Origin of the sequence: Undibacterium paludis (assembly GCF_022568815.1) — a bacterium.
Lineage (GTDB): Bacteria > Pseudomonadota > Gammaproteobacteria > Burkholderiales > Burkholderiaceae_D > Undibacterium.
This window is the reverse complement of record NZ_JAKZHX010000008.1, coordinates 311,208-329,347: the sequence shown is the minus strand read 5'-3', so window position 1 is coordinate 329,347 and position 18,140 is coordinate 311,208. Positions and strand designations below refer to the sequence as shown.

14 protein-coding genes and 1 pseudogene are annotated in these 18,140 nt (G+C 51.8%); 3 read left to right on the top strand and 12 right to left on the bottom strand.

Features of this window, described 5'->3' with window-relative positions:
• Positions 1 to 1,482, bottom strand: a 1,482-nt coding sequence (locus LZ463_RS15780) for an IPT/TIG domain-containing protein (protein ID WP_241456774.1), incomplete at its 3' end; no start/stop codon positions are given.
• Between the two features lie 445 nt (positions 1,483 to 1,927).
• Positions 1,928 to 3,037, bottom strand: coding sequence for a cytochrome-c peroxidase (locus LZ463_RS15775; protein ID WP_241456773.1), 1,110 nt, complete (start codon positions 3,035 to 3,037; stop codon positions 1,928 to 1,930).
• Positions 3,038 to 3,330: 293 nt separating this feature from the next.
• On the opposite strand from LZ463_RS15775, the gene LZ463_RS15770 reads away from it, so the two are divergent.
• Positions 3,331 to 4,923: a hypothetical protein gene (locus tag LZ463_RS15770; RefSeq protein ID WP_241456772.1), complete on the top strand. Its 1,593-nt coding sequence runs from the start codon at positions 3,331 to 3,333 to the stop codon at positions 4,921 to 4,923.
• Between the two features lie 186 nt (positions 4,924 to 5,109).
• Here LZ463_RS15770 and LZ463_RS15765 read toward each other — a convergent pair whose 3' ends face one another.
• Positions 5,110 to 5,382: a hypothetical protein gene (locus LZ463_RS15765; protein ID WP_241456771.1), complete on the bottom strand. Its 273-nt coding sequence runs from the start codon at positions 5,380 to 5,382 to the stop codon at positions 5,110 to 5,112.
• Between the two features lie 160 nt (positions 5,383 to 5,542).
• Here LZ463_RS15765 and LZ463_RS15760 point away from each other — a divergent pair, with 160 nt between their 5' ends.
• Entirely contained in the window at positions 5,543 to 6,469 is a 927-nt protein-coding gene (locus LZ463_RS15760; RefSeq protein WP_241456770.1) for a BPSS1187 family protein, read from the top strand.
• A gap of 101 nt (positions 6,470 to 6,570) precedes the next feature.
• On the opposite strand, the gene LZ463_RS15755 is transcribed toward LZ463_RS15760, so the two are convergent.
• From LZ463_RS15755 to LZ463_RS15745, 3 genes are read right to left on the bottom strand one after another with little or no spacing between them, the layout of a single operon-like run.
• Positions 6,571 to 7,329 carry a hypothetical protein gene (locus tag LZ463_RS15755; RefSeq protein ID WP_241456769.1) on the bottom strand — a complete coding sequence of 253 codons (759 nt, stop codon included), beginning with the start codon at positions 7,327 to 7,329 and terminating at the stop codon, positions 6,571 to 6,573.
• Complete coding sequence (locus tag LZ463_RS15750) at positions 7,326 to 8,144, bottom strand: hypothetical protein (RefSeq protein ID WP_241456768.1); 819 nt, start codon at positions 8,142 to 8,144, stop codon at positions 7,326 to 7,328. The genes LZ463_RS15755 and LZ463_RS15750 overlap by 4 nt, the downstream gene beginning before the upstream one ends.
• On the bottom strand, positions 8,141 to 9,001 hold the full coding sequence (locus tag LZ463_RS15745; protein ID WP_241456767.1) for an ATP-binding cassette domain-containing protein: 861 nt from the start codon (positions 8,999 to 9,001) through the stop codon (positions 8,141 to 8,143). Before LZ463_RS15745 ends, LZ463_RS15750 begins: the two co-directional genes overlap by 4 nt.
• A 510-nt stretch (positions 9,002 to 9,511) precedes the next feature.
• On the opposite strand from LZ463_RS15745, the gene LZ463_RS15740 reads away from it, so the two are divergent.
• On the top strand, positions 9,512 to 10,963 hold the full coding sequence (locus tag LZ463_RS15740) for a hypothetical protein (RefSeq protein WP_241456766.1): 1,452 nt from the start codon (positions 9,512 to 9,514) through the stop codon (positions 10,961 to 10,963).
• 303 nt (positions 10,964 to 11,266) lie between these two features.
• Here the strand turns inward: LZ463_RS15740 and LZ463_RS15735 are convergent, their stop codons facing one another.
• The 6 genes and pseudogenes from LZ463_RS15735 to LZ463_RS15710 all read right to left on the bottom strand — a co-directional run bounded on the left by LZ463_RS15735 (position 11,267) and on the right by LZ463_RS15710 (position 18,073).
• The gene (locus LZ463_RS15735) at positions 11,267 to 12,850 is read right to left on the bottom strand and encodes a DUF5722 domain-containing protein (protein ID WP_241456765.1); all 1,584 of its coding nucleotides are present in this window, start codon (positions 12,848 to 12,850) and stop codon (positions 11,267 to 11,269) included.
• Positions 12,851 to 13,394: 544 nt separating this feature from the next.
• Complete coding sequence (locus tag LZ463_RS15730) at positions 13,395 to 14,030, bottom strand: hypothetical protein (RefSeq protein ID WP_241456764.1); 636 nt, start codon at positions 14,028 to 14,030, stop codon at positions 13,395 to 13,397.
• A 111-nt stretch (positions 14,031 to 14,141) separates the two neighbouring features.
• Positions 14,142 to 14,606 (bottom strand): hypothetical protein, encoded by a 465-nt coding sequence (locus tag LZ463_RS15725; RefSeq protein WP_241456763.1) that lies wholly within the window; start codon positions 14,604 to 14,606, stop codon positions 14,142 to 14,144.
• A 305-nt stretch (positions 14,607 to 14,911) separates the two neighbouring features.
• Positions 14,912 to 15,175 (bottom strand): annotated as a pseudogene (locus LZ463_RS15720) (transposase); the annotation flags it as partial.
• 276 nt (positions 15,176 to 15,451) lie between these two features.
• Positions 15,452 to 16,582, bottom strand: coding sequence for a porin (locus LZ463_RS15715; RefSeq protein WP_241456762.1), 1,131 nt, complete (start codon positions 16,580 to 16,582; stop codon positions 15,452 to 15,454).
• A 243-nt stretch (positions 16,583 to 16,825) separates the two neighbouring features.
• Entirely contained in the window at positions 16,826 to 18,073 is a 1,248-nt protein-coding gene (locus LZ463_RS15710; RefSeq protein WP_241456761.1) for an ABC transporter substrate-binding protein, read from the bottom strand.
• Positions 18,074 to 18,140: the final 67 nt, after the last annotated feature.

The window sequence follows — 18,140 nt, the reverse complement described above, 5'->3', positions numbered from 1 at the left end:
AGCACCGGGCACCAGGTTGCCAGCCTCAATGTCTTTTGACAGCCAGCCATTGAAACTGGCGGTATACGTGGAACTTGTCACAAAGCGGATGACGTAGGTACCGCTTTCTGAGAACCATTGCGGAACATAAAAATCGCAACTGCCATCAGCGGTGAATGTTGTATTGTAAAGCGCTGTCCCGTCGCCTTTTTCAAGATAGATGGTGACATTTTTTGCACCTGAACCTGTGCCGGTAAACGTCAGGCCAGTCAGGCCAAAGCCGTAGGCCTTGCCTGCTACTGCTGTAAAGGTGTAGCGCTGCATCTGGCCTGCAGTAACACTGACGGAGGTTGCTGCATCCATGTTCAGGGTGGCGGCTGGCATGACGGAAAGGTTCAGGTCGCCCTTGTCGCTGGAACCTGGCGTCAGCAGGATGGTGTAGGTGCCGCTGATCGGCAACTTTGGCATATCGTAATTGGTCAGATTACCCAAGGTGCCGGTGGCCAGGACCAGGCCATCGGGCCGGTATACTGAGGCGCTAAGACTGCTGGCAAATGTGCCGCCAACCGAGAGCAGGGACAGGTATTGCTGGCCTGTTCCTTCAAACAGCAGCACGATTTTTTTACCGGCGACGGTGGTCGAGACCTTGGTTGACGGGGCGCTGACGCTGAGGCGACCTGCATAACCAATATCCGCCGCGCTGGTGCCTGCTGGCAGGCCATAAAAATCTGTAGCGCTGATCGCCTGGCCATAAGGTGTTGATATGCTGATCTTGCCCGACACCGGCGAAGCAGGCGGTGAGGTCTGCAAACTGCTGGCAGTCACGGATGACACGGCGGCAAAGCTGTTGCCAAAGCTGACCTTGTTATCGGTTTTGACTGGCTGGTAATTCGCACCGCTGACCGTAACGACAGTGCCGCTGCTGCCCATATTGGGGGTAAAGCCGGTGATGGTCGGCGCAGCAGCTGCGCCCACGACGAAGTCATTGCTGCTGGTGGCTGTGCCGTTGGCGTTGCTGATGGTGATCTTGCCTGTGCTGACATCTGCAGGTGCGCTTGCTGTCAGGCTGTTTGCTGTAGCAGCTGTCACTGTTGCGGGTTTGCCGTTGAACTTGACGATATTGTTTGCCGCAACGGCATCAAAACCGCTGCCAGAAATTGTGACTACGGTACCGGCGCTGCCGCTGGAGGGTGAGAACTCGGCGATCGACAATGCGGTGCTGGCATTCTTTTGTATGCCCTTGATGTTGCCAACGGCATCGTAGGTATACACCACACTGCTGCCGTCGGGTGATACCACGTTCACCAGCCGCCCCAGTTTGTCATACACATACTGCACATCGGCGGCAAAGGCCGGGGTGGACAGGTTGCAGGTGAGGATGAGCGCCAGCAGTACGGGCTTGCGGTATGCTTTTTTTACGGCAGCGACAAGGAAAAAACCGAGTGCGAACATGGCAGCCAGCAAGCATGCATGTTCATGTGTGAAGCCAAACCTGTGCTGCATTGCCATCCCTTTGCATCGCTTGCTATTGCCGTGTCTGCCCCTGGCACAGGAGGCTTTCCAACGGGAAATAGTTCATTAATGTTAAAGTTTTGCATTGTACACATTAACAATTCAAAAAAGGCAATTTCAGATATTTATTTTTACTTTTGTTTTCTCAAACTATTTTGTTTCCAGTATGTGTTTTGTCATTGATTTGTCATGAATGCGGATTTTTTCAGGGAGAGTTTTGCTGCATCAGCGTTCAAGTGATGCGGCGGGAATGTTGGGCATGGTTGGCATGGAGGGAATGGATTTTCGTGTCACTACGTTGATCGACCAAAACCAATCCCCTCCCTAACCGTCCGCTGCGCCGCTTGCAAGCGGCTTAGATTCTGTCGGCACAAAGCATGCTCTGTGACACCCCGACGACATCCCCTTGAAAGGGAGGGGATCACGGTCTATCGCCCTACTGGTTTTGATTCTGGATGGGGCTTTTTTGCGCTGTCGGGCTGGTCAGGGCTTTTAAAAATTCAACGAGGTCGGCTTTTTCCAGCGGGGTGAGGATGAGCGGTTTTTGTGATTCGGCGCTGCGGTAGTAGATTTCGAGTTCGACGGCTTCTGCCAGTGTGGCGACGCTGCCGTCGTGCATGTAAGGTGCGGTCAGGGCGACGTTGCGCAGGCTGGGGGTGCGGAATTTGCCGATGTCTGCGGGGTTGAGGGTGACGGCAAAGCGGCCCAGTTCGGCGATGTCTTCCTCACTGAGTACGGCCTGGTCGAGGCTGTTGTTCTGTTCTTGTGCGCGCACCAGGCGTTGGGTGAGTTGTGGCAGCCGGGCTTCTATTTTTTTGAACCCGACCCCCAGGCCATGAAACTGGTTGTCGGTGAACAGGGCGTCGTTTTTGTCTATCTTGTGACAGGTGGCGCATTGGGCGCTGCCGGTGAACAGTTGCAGGCCACGCTGCGCTGCGGGTGTGAGACTGGTTTTTTCGTTTTTGTAGTAGTAACGGTCAAAGGCTGAGTTGCCAGCGACCAGGGTGCGCTCGAAACTGGCCAGTGCGCCGGTGATGTGCTGGAGCTGTAATGCATTGGGGGCGATGCCATAAGCTTTTTGTACAGGCAGGCGATAGGCGGGGTCGTGGCGTAATTTGGCCAGCAGGGCTGCGGCATCGGGCAGGCCGTGTTCACGGGCGTTGAGGAAGGGGTCTGCCGCCTGGGATTCAAGCGTGCTGCGGCGGCCGTCCCAGAACTGGCTCTGGTTGAAGACGGCATTGATGAGGCTGGGGGTGTTGCGGGTGCCAGCCTGCCCGTTGATGCCCTGGGCAAGCTTGCGTGCGTCGCTGAAGGCATGTTCTGGCTGGTGACAGCTGGCGCAGCTGATGGTGTTGTCGCGGCTGAGTTTTTTGTCAAAGAACAGTTGCTGGCCGAGGGTGCTTTTGGCAGCATCATCTGCTTGTGACACGGCAGGCAGGCCCAGCTTGTCTTGTGCGCCGATTTCTGCCAGGGTGGGCACATTCGCTGCTGCCGACAGTGCCAGTATCAGGACTATTGTTATTGTAGAGCGTATCTTTGCTGGCATACCCTGGCGTCTGTGGTCATCGGAGGCTGCATTGTACTATTGCTGATCTGGCAGCGGCATTGGCTTTGCCCTTGCCTGCTTAAATTTCCATACAGCAATTTCATCACATTGGATAGCACTGAAACGATTTGACACAATTGCAGTATGGGTGGTCTAATCCCCGCTTTGCTATCGGCATGCTGCGACAATCTGTCGTCGCGACCGTCCTTGTTGGCCGATTTTCCCCCTACCCTATTTACATTGTTTGCCTGCGCAGACACTGACCATTATTTACCGCCATGACATATAAAGCCATGACACCGATGTCCGCCAACCCGTCTGCTGCATCCGGCGGTCTGCGCCTGGAAGAGTGGGACGAATCGCCAGCAACCAGCAAACCGGTCGCCTTTGTTCCGTCGAGCCAGCGTGAATTAACGGGCCATGACATCGCGCAGTTGAAGCCCAGGCAGATCGTCAATACGCAGCTGGGGCTGGAGTTGTATGTGCCAGCTGCCTGGCGCGAAGAAAAAAATTCGCGTTCGCTGATACTGGTTGACCCGGCCACTGGCAGCCGGCTGGAAGCGACCGGGTTTGCCCGCGCTGATGTCCCCATTGAAAAATGGGTCGCCATGCGCCTGCCGATTTTTGAAAAAGAAAAACCCCACATGAGCAAGACCGGGTCGCCGATTGTTCTCAAAGGCGAAAGCTGGGGTAGCCGTATCCAGGGTATTGCCATGGAATACCAGGGTGCAGAACCTGGTGAGAGCGAAACCAGCCACATGTTGGTGCTGTGCCTGCGTACGGACAGCATGCTGATCGCGATCACGATACAGGCCAGGGCGTCTGTCTTTGCGCAGCAGCGCGCCATCTACAACTGGATGATCAGCCGCAGCGACATCATCAATACCGATGCGCTGATGACCGACGCGATGCGTTCATCCGGCGCAGGCAAGGATGGCGGGCAGATGTCGCGGGTTGCGCGGCCCAGCGTGGCGAGCAATACAGTCATTGAAACGGATCAGGACAAGGCCGTCGGCAATATCGCCAGCGGGCAAAGACTGATGCGTCTGGCAATTATCTGCAATATCGGCCTGGGCCTGTGGACCAGGCTTGTCGGGCTGACTGACCGCACGCAGTTGGTGCTGGCGCTGTTCCTGGCGGTGTTGGTGGGGTGTATGAGCATTTATGGCATGATCCGCATGGCCAAGGGCTTTGGCTGGTCGACAGTGACCAAGATAATTGTGCTGGTGCTGGCCTTTATCCCCATCATCAACCTGATCACGTTGCTGATCTTGAATCACCATGCCAGGGCAAGATTGAAGGATGAGGGATATACCGTCGGCTATCTGGGTGCGCCTGAGGCGATACCGGATTCCAACCATGATTTGCGCAATGTGATTATCTTTGCGGCCTTTGCGTCGATCATTGGTTATGTGGCCATTACCAAAGCCAGCAGGCCGCCGAAAGAATTGCCGATTGCAGAATTCACCTCGCCCGACCGTCGTTTCAGCATCAGCATGCCCGGTGCCCCCAAAGCGGACAGCGGACAATATGCCGACATCAACGATGGCCACAGCTATAGCCTGCAATCCGGCAAATTGCTGTATGGGGTCAGCCACTATGACTTGCCAGAGCGCCCCGCCAATATATCCGAAGCGCTGGATGAATTACGCAACGATATGAGCGAAGGTTATGACAGCACCAGTATCGATGAAAGACCGCTGCAACTGGACGGCTACGCAGGCCGCAGCCTGCGCCTGCTTGATCATGACTTGCTGCACATGGTGAACTTCTATCTGGTCGGCAAGACGGTGTATGTGGTCGAAATCACCGGCCCCAAGAGCGAAGAATACTCGCCCAAGGTAGCTGCGTATTTTGCGTCGTTTCACCTGATACCGAGAGAATAACGGGCTATCACAGTCGTCCAGCACACCGGGCAGTAGGGCACTCCCGGTTGCTGGATCAGCATCTTCGGCATGCATCAATGCAGTACATGGGTACCTGGCACAGCTCAGAATGGCGGGCCTGAAATGATCACAGATGCAGCATGCTCACATGCTTTACCCTGCAAGCCTTTTAACCATCGAAAAAATTTATTTCGGTACGCATCTAAAAGTAACCTGTGATTGTTGAGGAGTCCATCCCTGGGTTCCAGAATTCGTCGAGTTGACCAGCTCCATCTGCTTGCCCAATCCTTCGCACCACTCTGTTGCACGTTTCAGGCTCAATGCCGTTACTTCTGCGTCAGAAGTAAATCCGCCACGAGAATTTGCTCCGACCATATAAGTGTCTTTACCAACTGGCGTCACTGGTGACACTGACTGGCAACCGACAAGCAGGATACTGAGAAAAAGTACTTTCTTCATTAAATCATTCTCTTTCTACAAATAAGTTATTCATTGCTGACGACAGTTCGGTGCAGATGTAACAGATACTTTATTTTTAGTGCCCATCAGTATATCAATATGATACAAGAGCACAGCATGAAAATTGTATAGTGTTATTTTTAGTCATCAGATCCCTGACATGAAAAACCTGTTGCTATCAGCATGGCTGGTGCTGTCCATCTCACCCGGCCCGTCCGCCCTTGCCGCTGACGGCAAAACCTATTGCGCAGCCACTGCCGAACGCTTTGCAGCCTGCATCAAACCATCTGCCACCAATGCCACCATACGGCAATATGATGATGAGCACTGGGTCGGCTTTGATGTTGCCCGTCAAAGTGATCAACAAGCCTTGCTGGTCTTCATGCCGGGCACGGGTGGCAAGCCGCCGGGGCCGATGCGGTTTCTGGAGACGGCCATGCAGGCTGGTTACCGTGTGATTTCACTCGCCTATAACGATGAGCCATCGATTGCCGTGTATTGCCCCAGGCGGCCTGACCTGGCCTGTTCAGAAAACTTCAGGCTGATGCGCATTGACGGCAAGCCCGTGCTGCCTGATGCCTCCATCAGGAACAACGCAGAAGAATCCATATCGGCCAGGTTGCTGAGCCTGCTCAATTACCTCGACAGGCAGTACCCGCAACAGCAATGGAAGCAGTATTTGCGTGAGGGCGACATTGACTGGTCACGCCTGAGCCTGGCCGGGCAGTCACAGGGGGCGGGCATGGCGGCCCTGATCGCCAAACGGACTTTGGTCGCCAGGGTGATATTGTTTTCCAGCCCATGGGATTTTTACCTGAAAGACGGCAGGCGCCAGCTGGCCCCATGGATAGCCATGAGCAGCGTCACACCCATGGACAAATGGTTTGGCGGCTACCATGCGCAGGAGGCGACGGCAGACCTGCTGGCAGCGTCCTACATCAGTCTGAAGATACCAGTTGACCATGTACGGGTCTTCAGCAAGTCCCTGTCGGGCAATGCGGCGGGTAATAACCCTTACCATGGGCAGGGGATCAGGAATACGGATTACCAGGCAGACTGGCTGTTTTTTTTGAATGAGGGCAGGTAAGACTGCTGCTGTCGCATGATGAGGTAATCACCGGTAAGCAGGGCGCATCGTCATGCGCCCTGCTCCGTGATCAGCTCTGCTCAGGTTTTGCTCAGGTTCTGCTATGGCGAACCATTATTGAAACGCAGTGATTGCAAAAAACCGCGCCGCCCTGTGATCTGCACGTTGTCACTGACGTTCAGCAGGGTTTGCCGTGGAGCAGTTTGACCAGAAAATTCCAGACTGCCGTAACGCATGGCAACGTCCAGTGTGCCTACCTGGATTTGCTCAAGCAGATTGAAGTTGCTTGCGCAGCACTCTTCTTTTTTGGGCGGAGCCTGACAAACGGCCACCAGTTTAAGGCGATTGACGGACAACTGCTTCATCTTCACCTGTGAAGTACAGTCCGTATCTTCCAGTGTCAACTCAGCTTCCGGCGCCGGCAGGCGGCCAGAAATTTCAAGATCACGAATGCCGGCAAGACTCACTTTGTTCACGGACGCAGGCAGACGGATTTCTGTCTGGCCGGTCCGGTGGTGGTATTCCGGCATATTTACCTTGCTCATGTTGATATGAAAAACGCCGTCAACAAGTTGTGTGCTGGCTGCCAGCCGCAGGTTTTCATTATGGATCGATGCCTGTGTCGTGGCGGGGTCAAAAACCAGGGTAATGCGGTCTGCGTAATAATTGTTGTCCGGGGCATGTATCACGACCTGTTTATTGCTGCCCAGATCGGCATGCTGCTCTTTGACGTGTTTGCCTTCTGCCTCAGCAATCTGTTCTTTCTTGAGATTGCCGAGCAGGAAATTGCCCCCCATATACCAGGCAAAAGCCGCCATGAAAAGCCAGACACCGACTTTGGAAAAATGACGGGACATCATGCGACTTCCCTTTCCTTGATGTGAAAGAAGAGCGCCGCCCACAGCAGCAAAGGCAAGCCCAGCCACATACCGATGGAAAGACCGTATTCCATGGGGCTGTAGACGATGATCTCTTTACCATAGTACGGGGCAAATATGCCTGCCTGCGGTGTATTGCCTATCCAGCTTGAGATAATAAACAGCAGAAAGCTGCCAAGCACGGTGCGCAATACGGGCGAACGTTTGAAGAAAGCCGTGCCGCCTGCGATGAGTGCCTGCCCGCATGACAGCAGCAGGAAGAAAAACAGCTGTAACCTCATGATACGCGCTGCATTACGTACGCCGGCTTCTGAAACATCCTCCGTCAGGAAAGGAAAATAAAAATGAAAGTCAACGGTGCAATACTGGCAGACCGGTACTTGTGCAGCCAGGGCCTTGGCAAGCAGGACAGCAGGATAATTCAATATCACATACAGCAGGGTATAAGCCAGCGGGTAAAAAATACTGATCACCAGAAAAGCCATCAACCATTTTTCAAATACCGATGCAGGGCGCATCAATGCGATCAGGCTGGCGCCGGGATTGAGCAGGTATTTGAAATAGCGGCCCGCAAAGATAATGGCCGACACCGCCAGGCCCGACATATACCATCCCATCTGCCCCTGGTACTGGAATTGCGAAAATGCACTCCGGTAATCGAGGCTGAAAGAAAGCAGCATGGCAATCAGATCCAGTACCACCAGCACACCGGCAAACCAGGCGTATTCGCGCCAGCTCTCGGCCCAGTGCGCGCGCAGCAGGCGGCCAAAGCGTTCCATGTCAAAAAAATCTGTCATTGCAATTCCTTCGCAGGATGCTGGCAGTTCGCCACGGCGTCGAGTACGCCTTGTTTGTTGATACTCAGCGCCTTGTACAGCAGTTCAAGATTGACCGCACCTGGCTCGCCCCCGTTATTACGTGCCACATAGGCCCATTGATGGCCGTACGCCTCTTGATAGATACTGCCTGCAATATCAGCCTGCTTATCAGCCACACCCAGATGCAATGCCCTTTGCAGGGTGTCCATGCTGGCAGAGAGTGCCAGCCGGGCATCGTCAACGAAGAGTACATGGCTCATCAGGCTTTCCAGATCATGCGCCTGGTGGGTGCTGATGATGACGCTGCGGTCGGCATGTTCCTTGCCACCGAGGATGGTCTTGAATTGCGCACGCCCGATAATGTCAAGGCCATTGGTCGGCTCATCCATCAGCAGCACAGGTGTGTGCGTGGCAAGGGCGAAGGCGATCACGGCCTTCTTTTTTTGCCCCAGACTCATCGCTGCAAAACCTTTGTCGCGCGGGATTTCAAAAATATCGGCATACTTTAAAAAATCACTGCCAGAGAAGCGCGGATAAAACGGCGCCTGGGTTTTATGCAGCACCGCCAGGCTGATGTCGGGCAGATGGAATTCTTCCGGCACGACATAGACCTGTTCCAGAAAGGCAGGCTGGCGCGCCGCCGGTTTATAACCCAGCACCTCCACCTGGCCGCCATGCGGAAACAGCAGGCCCGACAAGATCTTCAGCAACGTCGACTTGCCGCTGCCATTACGGCCAAACAAACCATACACACCCGGCTTGTCCAGCGTCAGCGAAAAATCGTCATAGACGCGCTTGCGCCCATAATCAAATTGCAGTTGTGTGACTTTGATCATCCGATTCCTCAAAGTGGTTTATGTACGGCATGGTGCATTTTGCAGATCATACCGATAATGAAAAGACGAAAAACTGTTCATTACCACTGCCATCCCGTCCGATAAAAGAGCTGCGTATCAAAGGCAGGAGTGTATTACTATTTTGAAAATTGTGGGAGGTTTTTGGCAGCAGATGGCGTCATCGCAGGACACAAGGCATTGGGTTTCATCACCATGCGCCCGGCTGTCACGGTAGCCATTTGAGCAAACTTATTTTGCCGCGCAAGGGGGCGCAGCACGTGGCGTATCCTGCTCATGCTTTTACAATCATTGTAGTACGACGATATGGGGGCACATGGGGACACGATGGGGGTACGACACGCGCTGTCACGCTTACCCTGGCGATTTGCCAGAGCATACCTGGCGGGGTAAGATTGGCGATGCTTCACACAGCGATGTGCTTACCTGCTTCCTGACAAGGAAATAGTGGTTATCAATCCAGCCAGTACTTTATATCTATTACATCAAAAAATGAAACAACTCCCTTGGATCATCATCCTGGCAATGACGCTGTCGGCAACTGCCGCCAGTGCACAAAGTATAGAGCAGGCAAAAGCGGCCTTTGCCAAAGGGGATTACGCCACTGCACTGTCAGGTTATACCAGGCTGGCAGAAAATGGCGATACGATTGCCCAGCTTTCGCTGGGCATGATGCATGTCCTTGGTGCAGGTGTCCCGGTAGATGGTGAAAAGGCGGCATCCTGGTTTAAAAAGGCAGCGGCACAAGGCAATGTGGATGCGTACTGGTTATTGGGTGCAATGTACTATCAAGGCCAGAACATTGCCAAAAATGACCTTGAGGCCGTCAACTGGTTTCGTCAGGCTGCAAAAAGCGGCAATGTGGATGCGCAGCGATATCTGGATGTCATGTCCCCCTCAGATACGCAGACTACTTCATCGCAAGACCAGTCCGGGAAGCAAATCAAGTACCGCGTCCGGGATATTGGCACACTGGGTGGCAAGAGTTGCTTTGCCAGTGGCATGAATAGTAAGGGACAAGTGGTCGGTGTGTCCTATGACAAAAAGGAACGCAATCGCGCTTTCATTACCGGGCCTAATGGTGCAGGCATCACTGATCTGGGCACCCTGGGCGGCAATACAAGCCGGGCACATGCTGTCAATGAAAGCGGGCAGGTGGCAGGCAGTGCAGAAAAAAATGATAGCTGGCGTTCTCGGGCGTTTATTACCGGCCCCGATGGCAAGAACATGCGTGAACTGGACAATGAACCAGGAGCAGAGAGTGAAGCCAAAGGCATCAACGCCAAAGGACAGGTTTTTTTCAGCATGTCCGTTGGTGGATCTCCCAGTAAATCCTACATCACAGGCCCTGACGGCAAAGGCAAGCATGAGTTGCCACAGTTTTTCCGCGCAAGCAGTATCAATGATAATGGCGTGATAGCAGGAACAATCTATGTCGACGCTCGCATCCCGGCTGCGAATGTTCTTTATGCCAATGCCGCCTCTCTGGCATCCGACACCCTGGCGATAAAAAACATCAGCGTCCTGGCCGGCGATAAAACCCAAAGCGACGCTTATGGGATCAATGATAAGGGGCAGATTGTTGGACAGGCAGAGAATAAAGAGTCTTATAAACATGCCTTTATCACCGCCCCTGATGGAAAGAGTTTGATTGATTTAGGTGCTCTCCGCAAAGATGCCGATAGCCAGGCAAACAGCATCAATAAGCAAGGCCAGGTCGTCGGTTGGAGCGCGGCTGGCGGCAAAGAATTGTATGCCTTTGTGACCGAAGCCAATGGCGCAAACATGCGGGATATCAATACCCTGGTTAGCTTGCCCGCTGGCATTTCCCTCACAAATGCCGTCGCCATCAACGACAGGGGACAGATCATTACAGCAGGATCAAATTCGTTTTGTTACTTGCTCTCTCCTCTGGTCGAAACAGCAAAGATTCCCCTCAGATAGTCATTTTTTCATACTGGTGGACTGTAACACTCCATCAGTTACAGTCGATTTCATTCAGGCCTGAAGCAGGCTGCGACCTGCGCATGAAAACGGCACATCTGCAAACCACGCGATTAGCGTGCCAGTGGAAAAGCTCAGGAAAAAATCACCGGATGGACAAAACAAAAGGTAGGTAAATCTATCCGCTTTCTGCGGCGACTTAGCATTGATTTGGATTGATTGAAACGATGACACCATGAGGTTTGCAATGCCGCTGAAGCGGGGGGATATTCCCCCGCTTTACTTACAAGTTAACCATTAAAATCACATGGATTTTACATAGCCAAGCAGGCTTTCCGTGACCGTGCCTTCGCAGTTCGCAGCCGGGCTGATGAAATGATCCGTACCCTGCCCTACTCTGCACCGATACAGTGGGACAAGCCCCGGTGCGGCATTGGGTGTAGTGTAAAAATAACCGACCGGCCCCAGCGTCTGCAAGCCTTCACAATTCACATCCGGTGACAGCAGATTGTGGCTCTGCCCGTTTGCACCTACCTGGCATTCATAGATCATTCTGGTGTTTGGTGCGGCGTCACGCAATATCTTCCAGGAAGCCTCACTTATTGTCGGACCGAGCGAACCGCTTGGAGCGATACGTGTCGAAGCCCAATGCCCACGTGCTGGTACCAGGCTGCGCGTCAATTTTACATAAGGCAGGTTTTCAAAACCGCAGCTCAATTGCGGCGGATTGAGATCATTGCGATTGGCCAGCGCCCAGGTTGCCCATGCCAGCCTTGGATTACCGGCATTATCACGCAACCCTGTTGCCAGACCGCCTTCATCTTTCTGGTCACGCAGCCTGTGATAGATGTAACTCTCTATTCCTGGCGTACCCAGTACATTGCGGAAGCTGTCGCATACGCCCTTTGACTGCGCCTCTTGGGTCTGGGAAGAGTTGACGCCATTCTCAGTCAGCTGGATTTCCCAGGCATACGGTTTATCAGGATATGTCTTGCGCAGCCATCCAGCCAGGACGCCGATATTCCCGAAAGTGACATAGGGTAAATCGTCTGCGCCAAAAGTAGGGCTGAACAAATCTTTGGGATAAGAGTGGTAGGCCAGGCGGAATTGGCGTCCACCTATCAAAGGAACAAATTTTTCCATGAATGACTGGGTCGACAAAACGATAGGCCCCTGTCCTGCATAAAAATTATCCAGCGACTTTGAGAAATCATGTGTCAGCGGTATCAATACCTTTGCTGCGCTCTGTTCACGTTTGATGATGTCATAAGCTTTATTGTAATTGGACGCATAAGTCTGCACCCACAGGTTGGCAGCTCCGCCGGAACAATCAGGGGAACACGCCGTATCAAACCACTCTTGCGCGTTGACTTCATTGTGGATTACAAAGTCTACTGCCCTACCATGTCCATTCAAGCCATTGTAGCGACGCGCCACCATGCCGGCAAAGCGGGCGAAATCGTCTGGATTGACCGGAGCACAAAAATTTCTCTTGTCTGCAGGCGCTTTGCAGCTGGGTGAAATGGCCCAACTGGCCGGCGCACCATACACCAGGGCGGTGACGGCGACACCCCTGTCGGAATACCCACGCAGGTCATCGTCCCTGACAGCATTAATCTTGAAACAGTGGCCATCATATTTTTCATAGCCAGCTGGACAAGACTGATTACCAGCAACAACCAATCGCTCGGGTTCCCATTCCCACCACGCGAGATTCACCACGACACGCTTGGTGTTGTTGCCGGTGATTTCATCCTGGTTAGGCCACAGGTCAGGTTGCAGGCCCTTCAATTGAAAGGCGGTCAGGCTGGGGTAAGGGGCATTGTTGGATGTGTAGATTTCTCCTTTTTGATCAGCATACGCACTCCCTGCGAGCAGAGGGAGCATGCAACAAAAGAGACTCGTTTTAAGGCGGTGTAATAATCGGGTCATAGGCAATCCATTGAGAAATAAAAGTGTTTACAAAATGCACGTATTTATTTTTGTGCAATTAATTGTATGGCAATTTTATTGTTATTTTGTAAGCATCTGTTTTATTCGGTAACAGCAGTTTTGCGCAACAAAGACGAGTATCACAGTCTTCTAGAGAGACGCCGCCATCATGTGCCTGACGCGCGTTGAGGAAGATTGGTAACTCTGTTACCAAATAGAGGCCATCTTGGGCAGGTAATGTGCTAGGAAAATAAATACTGATAAAGCATGGACTGACCGTACTTGCTGTTATGGTCCAGTAGAGCAGGTCAAAGCTGCCAACTGATCTCACCCAGGCGTGTGCAAGATGTGGCATGTGTGCAGACGTCACCATGTCCAACAAATACAATACCTGCCTGAACAGCGGTGGATTTGTAGCCAGGCACTCGTATGGATTTATGCAAGTCAGATAAGACATAACACGGGCCGTTATCGAACAGGCTGCGCCGCATTGTTACGACTATTTGGAATCAACAAAATCCAGCGATATCTCACTCAGATAAGCTTGTGCCTGAAATAATTCGGGCAAGCTGGATTTGATTTTTTGTTCACCCGAAATTGTCTTGGGAAGACTTTTACCGGAGCGTATCTGGAAGCGAAAATGCGGGGCGCAATCTCCGGATGGCTTTGAAAAAGCACCTCCATTGAAACTGGTGACATGACCGCCATAATCCCAGCCAAAACCAAACAGGGTAAGCGGCTTGCCGTTTTGTTTTTCTACTGCTTGAATGGGGTCCAGGATTTTCAAGCCCTGGTAGGTCCATTGGCTTTTTTCTATATTGATACGGACAGAAGCAAGGCTGGTCATTGCGTCGTCATTAAAGAACACCTCCGCCCTGTAGGGCAAGTCCATATTATGCGGGTAAAGAACCAGTATTTTTTGTCTGCTGCCTTCTGCGCCCTCTGTCTCTTGCAGCATGGCGTTCCCCTGGTAGCGCTTCATCAGACTCTGTGCGGTATCGCCTTTCTTTACCGGATTTTGACAAGAAAGGACAAAGTCCGCTTGCACAGGGAATTTATCGCCTGCCTGGGCGTATGGCGAACCGACAAGCGCCAGGACTGCCCATGGTACGGTTTGTTTTATTAAAGAGAGCATGGTGTTTGTCACGATCAGTTAAGCGATATGGTCGGCATACGCTATAGGCATAACGGGCAGCACTCAGATTCACGCAGGGAGTCGCTTTTTACCGCGCCGCCCTGAGTCAGCTTACTTGATATTCTTATATGCCAGATTCGCCAGCTTGATCAGCTCCGGCCTTTCTATATTGGGCTTGCGGACATCGTCTGGCTTGTTCCCCATCTGTTGCAGCCAGATAGCCTGATTGTTTTTTGAAAAGAAAGCATAGCCAAGCATGAAGCCAAATGGCGGATCAGACTTTGCCACACAGCCGTCAGGCCCCAGTTCTGGCGCCGGCTCGCATTTCTTGTAACGGTCCTTCCAGGTTTTCAGGGTCGACATCGGTTCTTTCATCACCAGCAAGACCAGCTTGCCTGTGCTGTCTGCATAATTGAACGCACCACCCGCCCCTTTGCCAGGGTCACGTGGAACCTCTTTGATGCCCTTGAGACCGGTAATGCCTTCAATTTCTGCCGGACTGAGCACGGCTTGCGCCTGGGCAGCTCCTGCTGAAGCCAACAACGCGGAAAGTAAAAACTTTGACAATATGGACATATCACCCCCGATGGAAGAAAGTAAAGCTGGGAAAATCGCCCCCCACCTAACAAAACCAAGTTGAAGATTTGTTCGAGTGACCTTTAGCCAGCCGTCATGAAATAAATGCAGTGTTTCATAACCAGCGTTACCAGTCATCAACAAGAGTCAAGTAGTCTGGCCAATAGCGAATGCCCCAGGTTGCACAGATAGAACATGCAGAACGCGGGTAAAACGCAAATCAAGTCTTGGTCGTTGACATGGGTGTCTGGTGCACTGATGATATGCTGGTTTGCCGCTTTTATGAACCAGACTAAAGTTTAGGTAGCTTTTTTTAGGATATCTCGCTCCATCCTGACCCGCGCCAGTTCGGCACGTAGTCGGCTAATTTCCATTTGCTCGGCACTGACAGGCTTGGCTGACGCTACTGCAAGCTTGCCTTGCTCATCCGCCTTGACCCAATTGTGTAAGGTTTGATCGGCTATCCCGAGTGTTTGAGCGACTGCAGCAATGCTTTACCCGCCTCGCACCAACCTGACCGCTTCAATCTTGAATTCCTGCGTATAGCGTGCTCGTTTGTTTTGTGACATGCTTCTCTCCTTAACTGAATTTTAAACCCTCAGTAAGGGATACGTTTTTTGCGGGCAAGCTCAATGGCAAACTGCTCCTGCCCATCGCACAAATACCCGAGGGTATTTGTGCGATGGGCAGGAAACACATTTCAGCATAACTACTTAACCGTCGGAGGTTAACAATGATGATCAAAACGTATGCTTCATACCCAAAATCAAAGCGGATGCCGATTCGCCAGCCACTAACGCAGATCCGATAAAGGCTGTTTCTGCGGCGTTAGTTCAATACCGTTATCAGAAATTGAGTTGGTAGCCGAGACTCAACACTTTTTGTGTGTCGTTTGCCACATTGGAGTTAGGGTCTTGTACGTCAACGGAAACGTACAGAAAACTTGGCTTGATGTCATCCTTGTTCAAGAAATACTGATAGGCGACTTGTGCTTTCTTGAACTTGCCATTCTTATCGCTTTGGACGTCACGCTGCATGTAATTACCAACAATTTTATGCGAACCGGCAAACGGAACGTCAACACCAACGAGCCAGTAGTTTACAGAGCTACGGGTAGCGGCGGTAGTCAGGTCAAATGTATCTCTGCCGAAGAAAGCGTATGGCTTCACTACACGGAAATCGTAGGAGCCGACAAGTTGCCATTTGTGATTGAAGTTATTCGCCAACAAGCCGCCCCGCTTTGAATCACTGCCATAACCGATACCGGCGTTTAATGGCCCCTTGTTGTAGTTGAAACCGAGGTCGAATTGTTTGTAGTCACCTTCGGTAGCGACGCCGCCGATCGTGCCGGCATTGTAAGTATTTTCCGGTCCGGAAGTGTAATAGCGTGCACGGATACTGAAAGCGCCACCGAATTTCGGCGTCATATAGCCAATTGAGTTGGAGGTACGGTTGCGTGCGTTCAGCACTGAAGTACCGATGGCGGTAGAACCTCCATCATGAGCGGCGAAAGTGATGCTTGACGTGACTTGAGAATATAACGGGGAACCGGTCGGATTGGACGAATCCAAGCGCCCTACAGCCAGCGCGCCGAAACCTCCGAGCAAAGCGCCGTAAGCAGAGCGAAACTGTGCAGTATTGGCCGTTGTTGTGGATGTAGAAGTACCAAGATAAGTCCCCTGATCCACATTAAGGCCGTATTCCAAACCAAACTGGGTCTTCAATCCGTCGCCAATATCTTTAATGCCGGTGAGACCGAGGCGAGAAGTATTGTCAACGATCGAATGCGTGGTGCGCGCCGGCCCGACTCGTGCCAAATCCTCACTAACATCAATACGTCCGCTCAGTGTGATATCGGTTCCCGCAACATTTACAGTAGTATATTTGTTGGCTGCTTCTTCCGCAGCCAGCGAGACAGCACTGTGCTCGATGAAAAATGCAGCGCCAATCGCAATGGCTATCAACTTCTTATTCATAAAACTACTCCCTTTTTTTGGAAAATTATGCCGTATGGCGGAAAGTGCTCATTTAAAATGAGACACGAATCAATTCATATTCGTGTCAACGGTGCTAATGTTGATTTATTTCCCTATTCCGGAAATGTAATCTTGATCCAATTCATGCTGTGATTTTTTGGCGAGAAACGGGACAGGGTACGGCCAGATACGATCGGGCGCCTTCTACATTGCGCGGGCGTCAGAATCAATCCCAAGTTACGATCAATCGACAGTCCGGCCATTGGATCCGATCATGGTGATATCGGCGAATCCGGATCCGTTGTGATTTTTCTTGGAAAAGCCGACGATATAGCCTCCTAAATCCCACTCATGGATCGACTCGATCGCATCAATCAGGCGTTCACGCGTTAGCGTCTTGCCCGCTCGCCGCATTCCCTCCACCAAAATCTTGGCCGAAATAAAACCCTCGAATCCGCTATATTCCGGCTTGATTTGCGGTTTTCCTTCCGCTGCCAACGCCGTATTTTTTTCAGCCAAACGCGTGCGATATTCTTTCGCGATCAACGTGATTGGATTGAACGGATTTGGCGCTATTTGCGTAACAGCGATACCGTAGGACTCTGTACCCAGTTCCTTGAACAGCGTTTTGGGATTGATAATACTGCGCGCATAGAAGATAGGTGGTATGCCCGGTTGCTGCTTCATCTTATGCACAAACGCAGCGGCATCCTTGCCGGAAACGCCGATGATAATCGCCTTCGGTGCTCCCTTCGCCACTGCCCGTACTGCATCAGTCGGATCGTTGGAATTAAATTTCATCATGCCTTGCGACACCAATTTGAGATTTTCAACGGCTAGCAACTCGTTGGCTTGGGCAAGTAATACTTTGCCGGAATTCAAGTCGTTATAAACTATCGCGATACGATCGATTTTTAGCGTCGCCAAATGACGGATAATTCTTCTTAACTCATCTTTGAAACTTGCACGGAAGGTGAATACATTTTTCCTGTACGCGTAGAATTCTTCGGCGCCGACGTTTGGAGAAAAAAAGGGGACATTGGCCTTTTCCGCCATGATCATTGCCTGCATTGAGGGTGCCGTATCCGTGTAATGCGTCAATGCGAATACTTTTTCGTCATGGATCAATTTCCTGGTATTTTCCGCAGACTGCACTAGACTTTTGTTATTGTCGTCTAAGGAAATCAACTTGATCTTGCGGCCGTAAATGCCGCTCGCCTGATTGACGCTGTCAAAATAGAGTAGCGCGCCATCGCGAAAAGTAATCGCTTGACCGGTCAGGCCGTTAACGTTCAGGTCTGCAGATTGACCCAACAGAATTTGAGAATCGCTTACGCCGATCTCGGCGTAAGCTACGCTCGAGAATGCGGCCAGCCCCAAGCCCCATGTGCATGCCAGTAATTTCATCAAACGCAATTTGCTGCGCCAAAAGCCAATTGTGATTTTATGTGTCAAACATTTTTTTTCTTGTTTTTTCTGCAGGTTCTTCATGATTTTTCACTCCTCCGTTTTTTCCCAAGGCAGCACTTTTCGTGTACTATTTTGTCTTAGTAAAGTT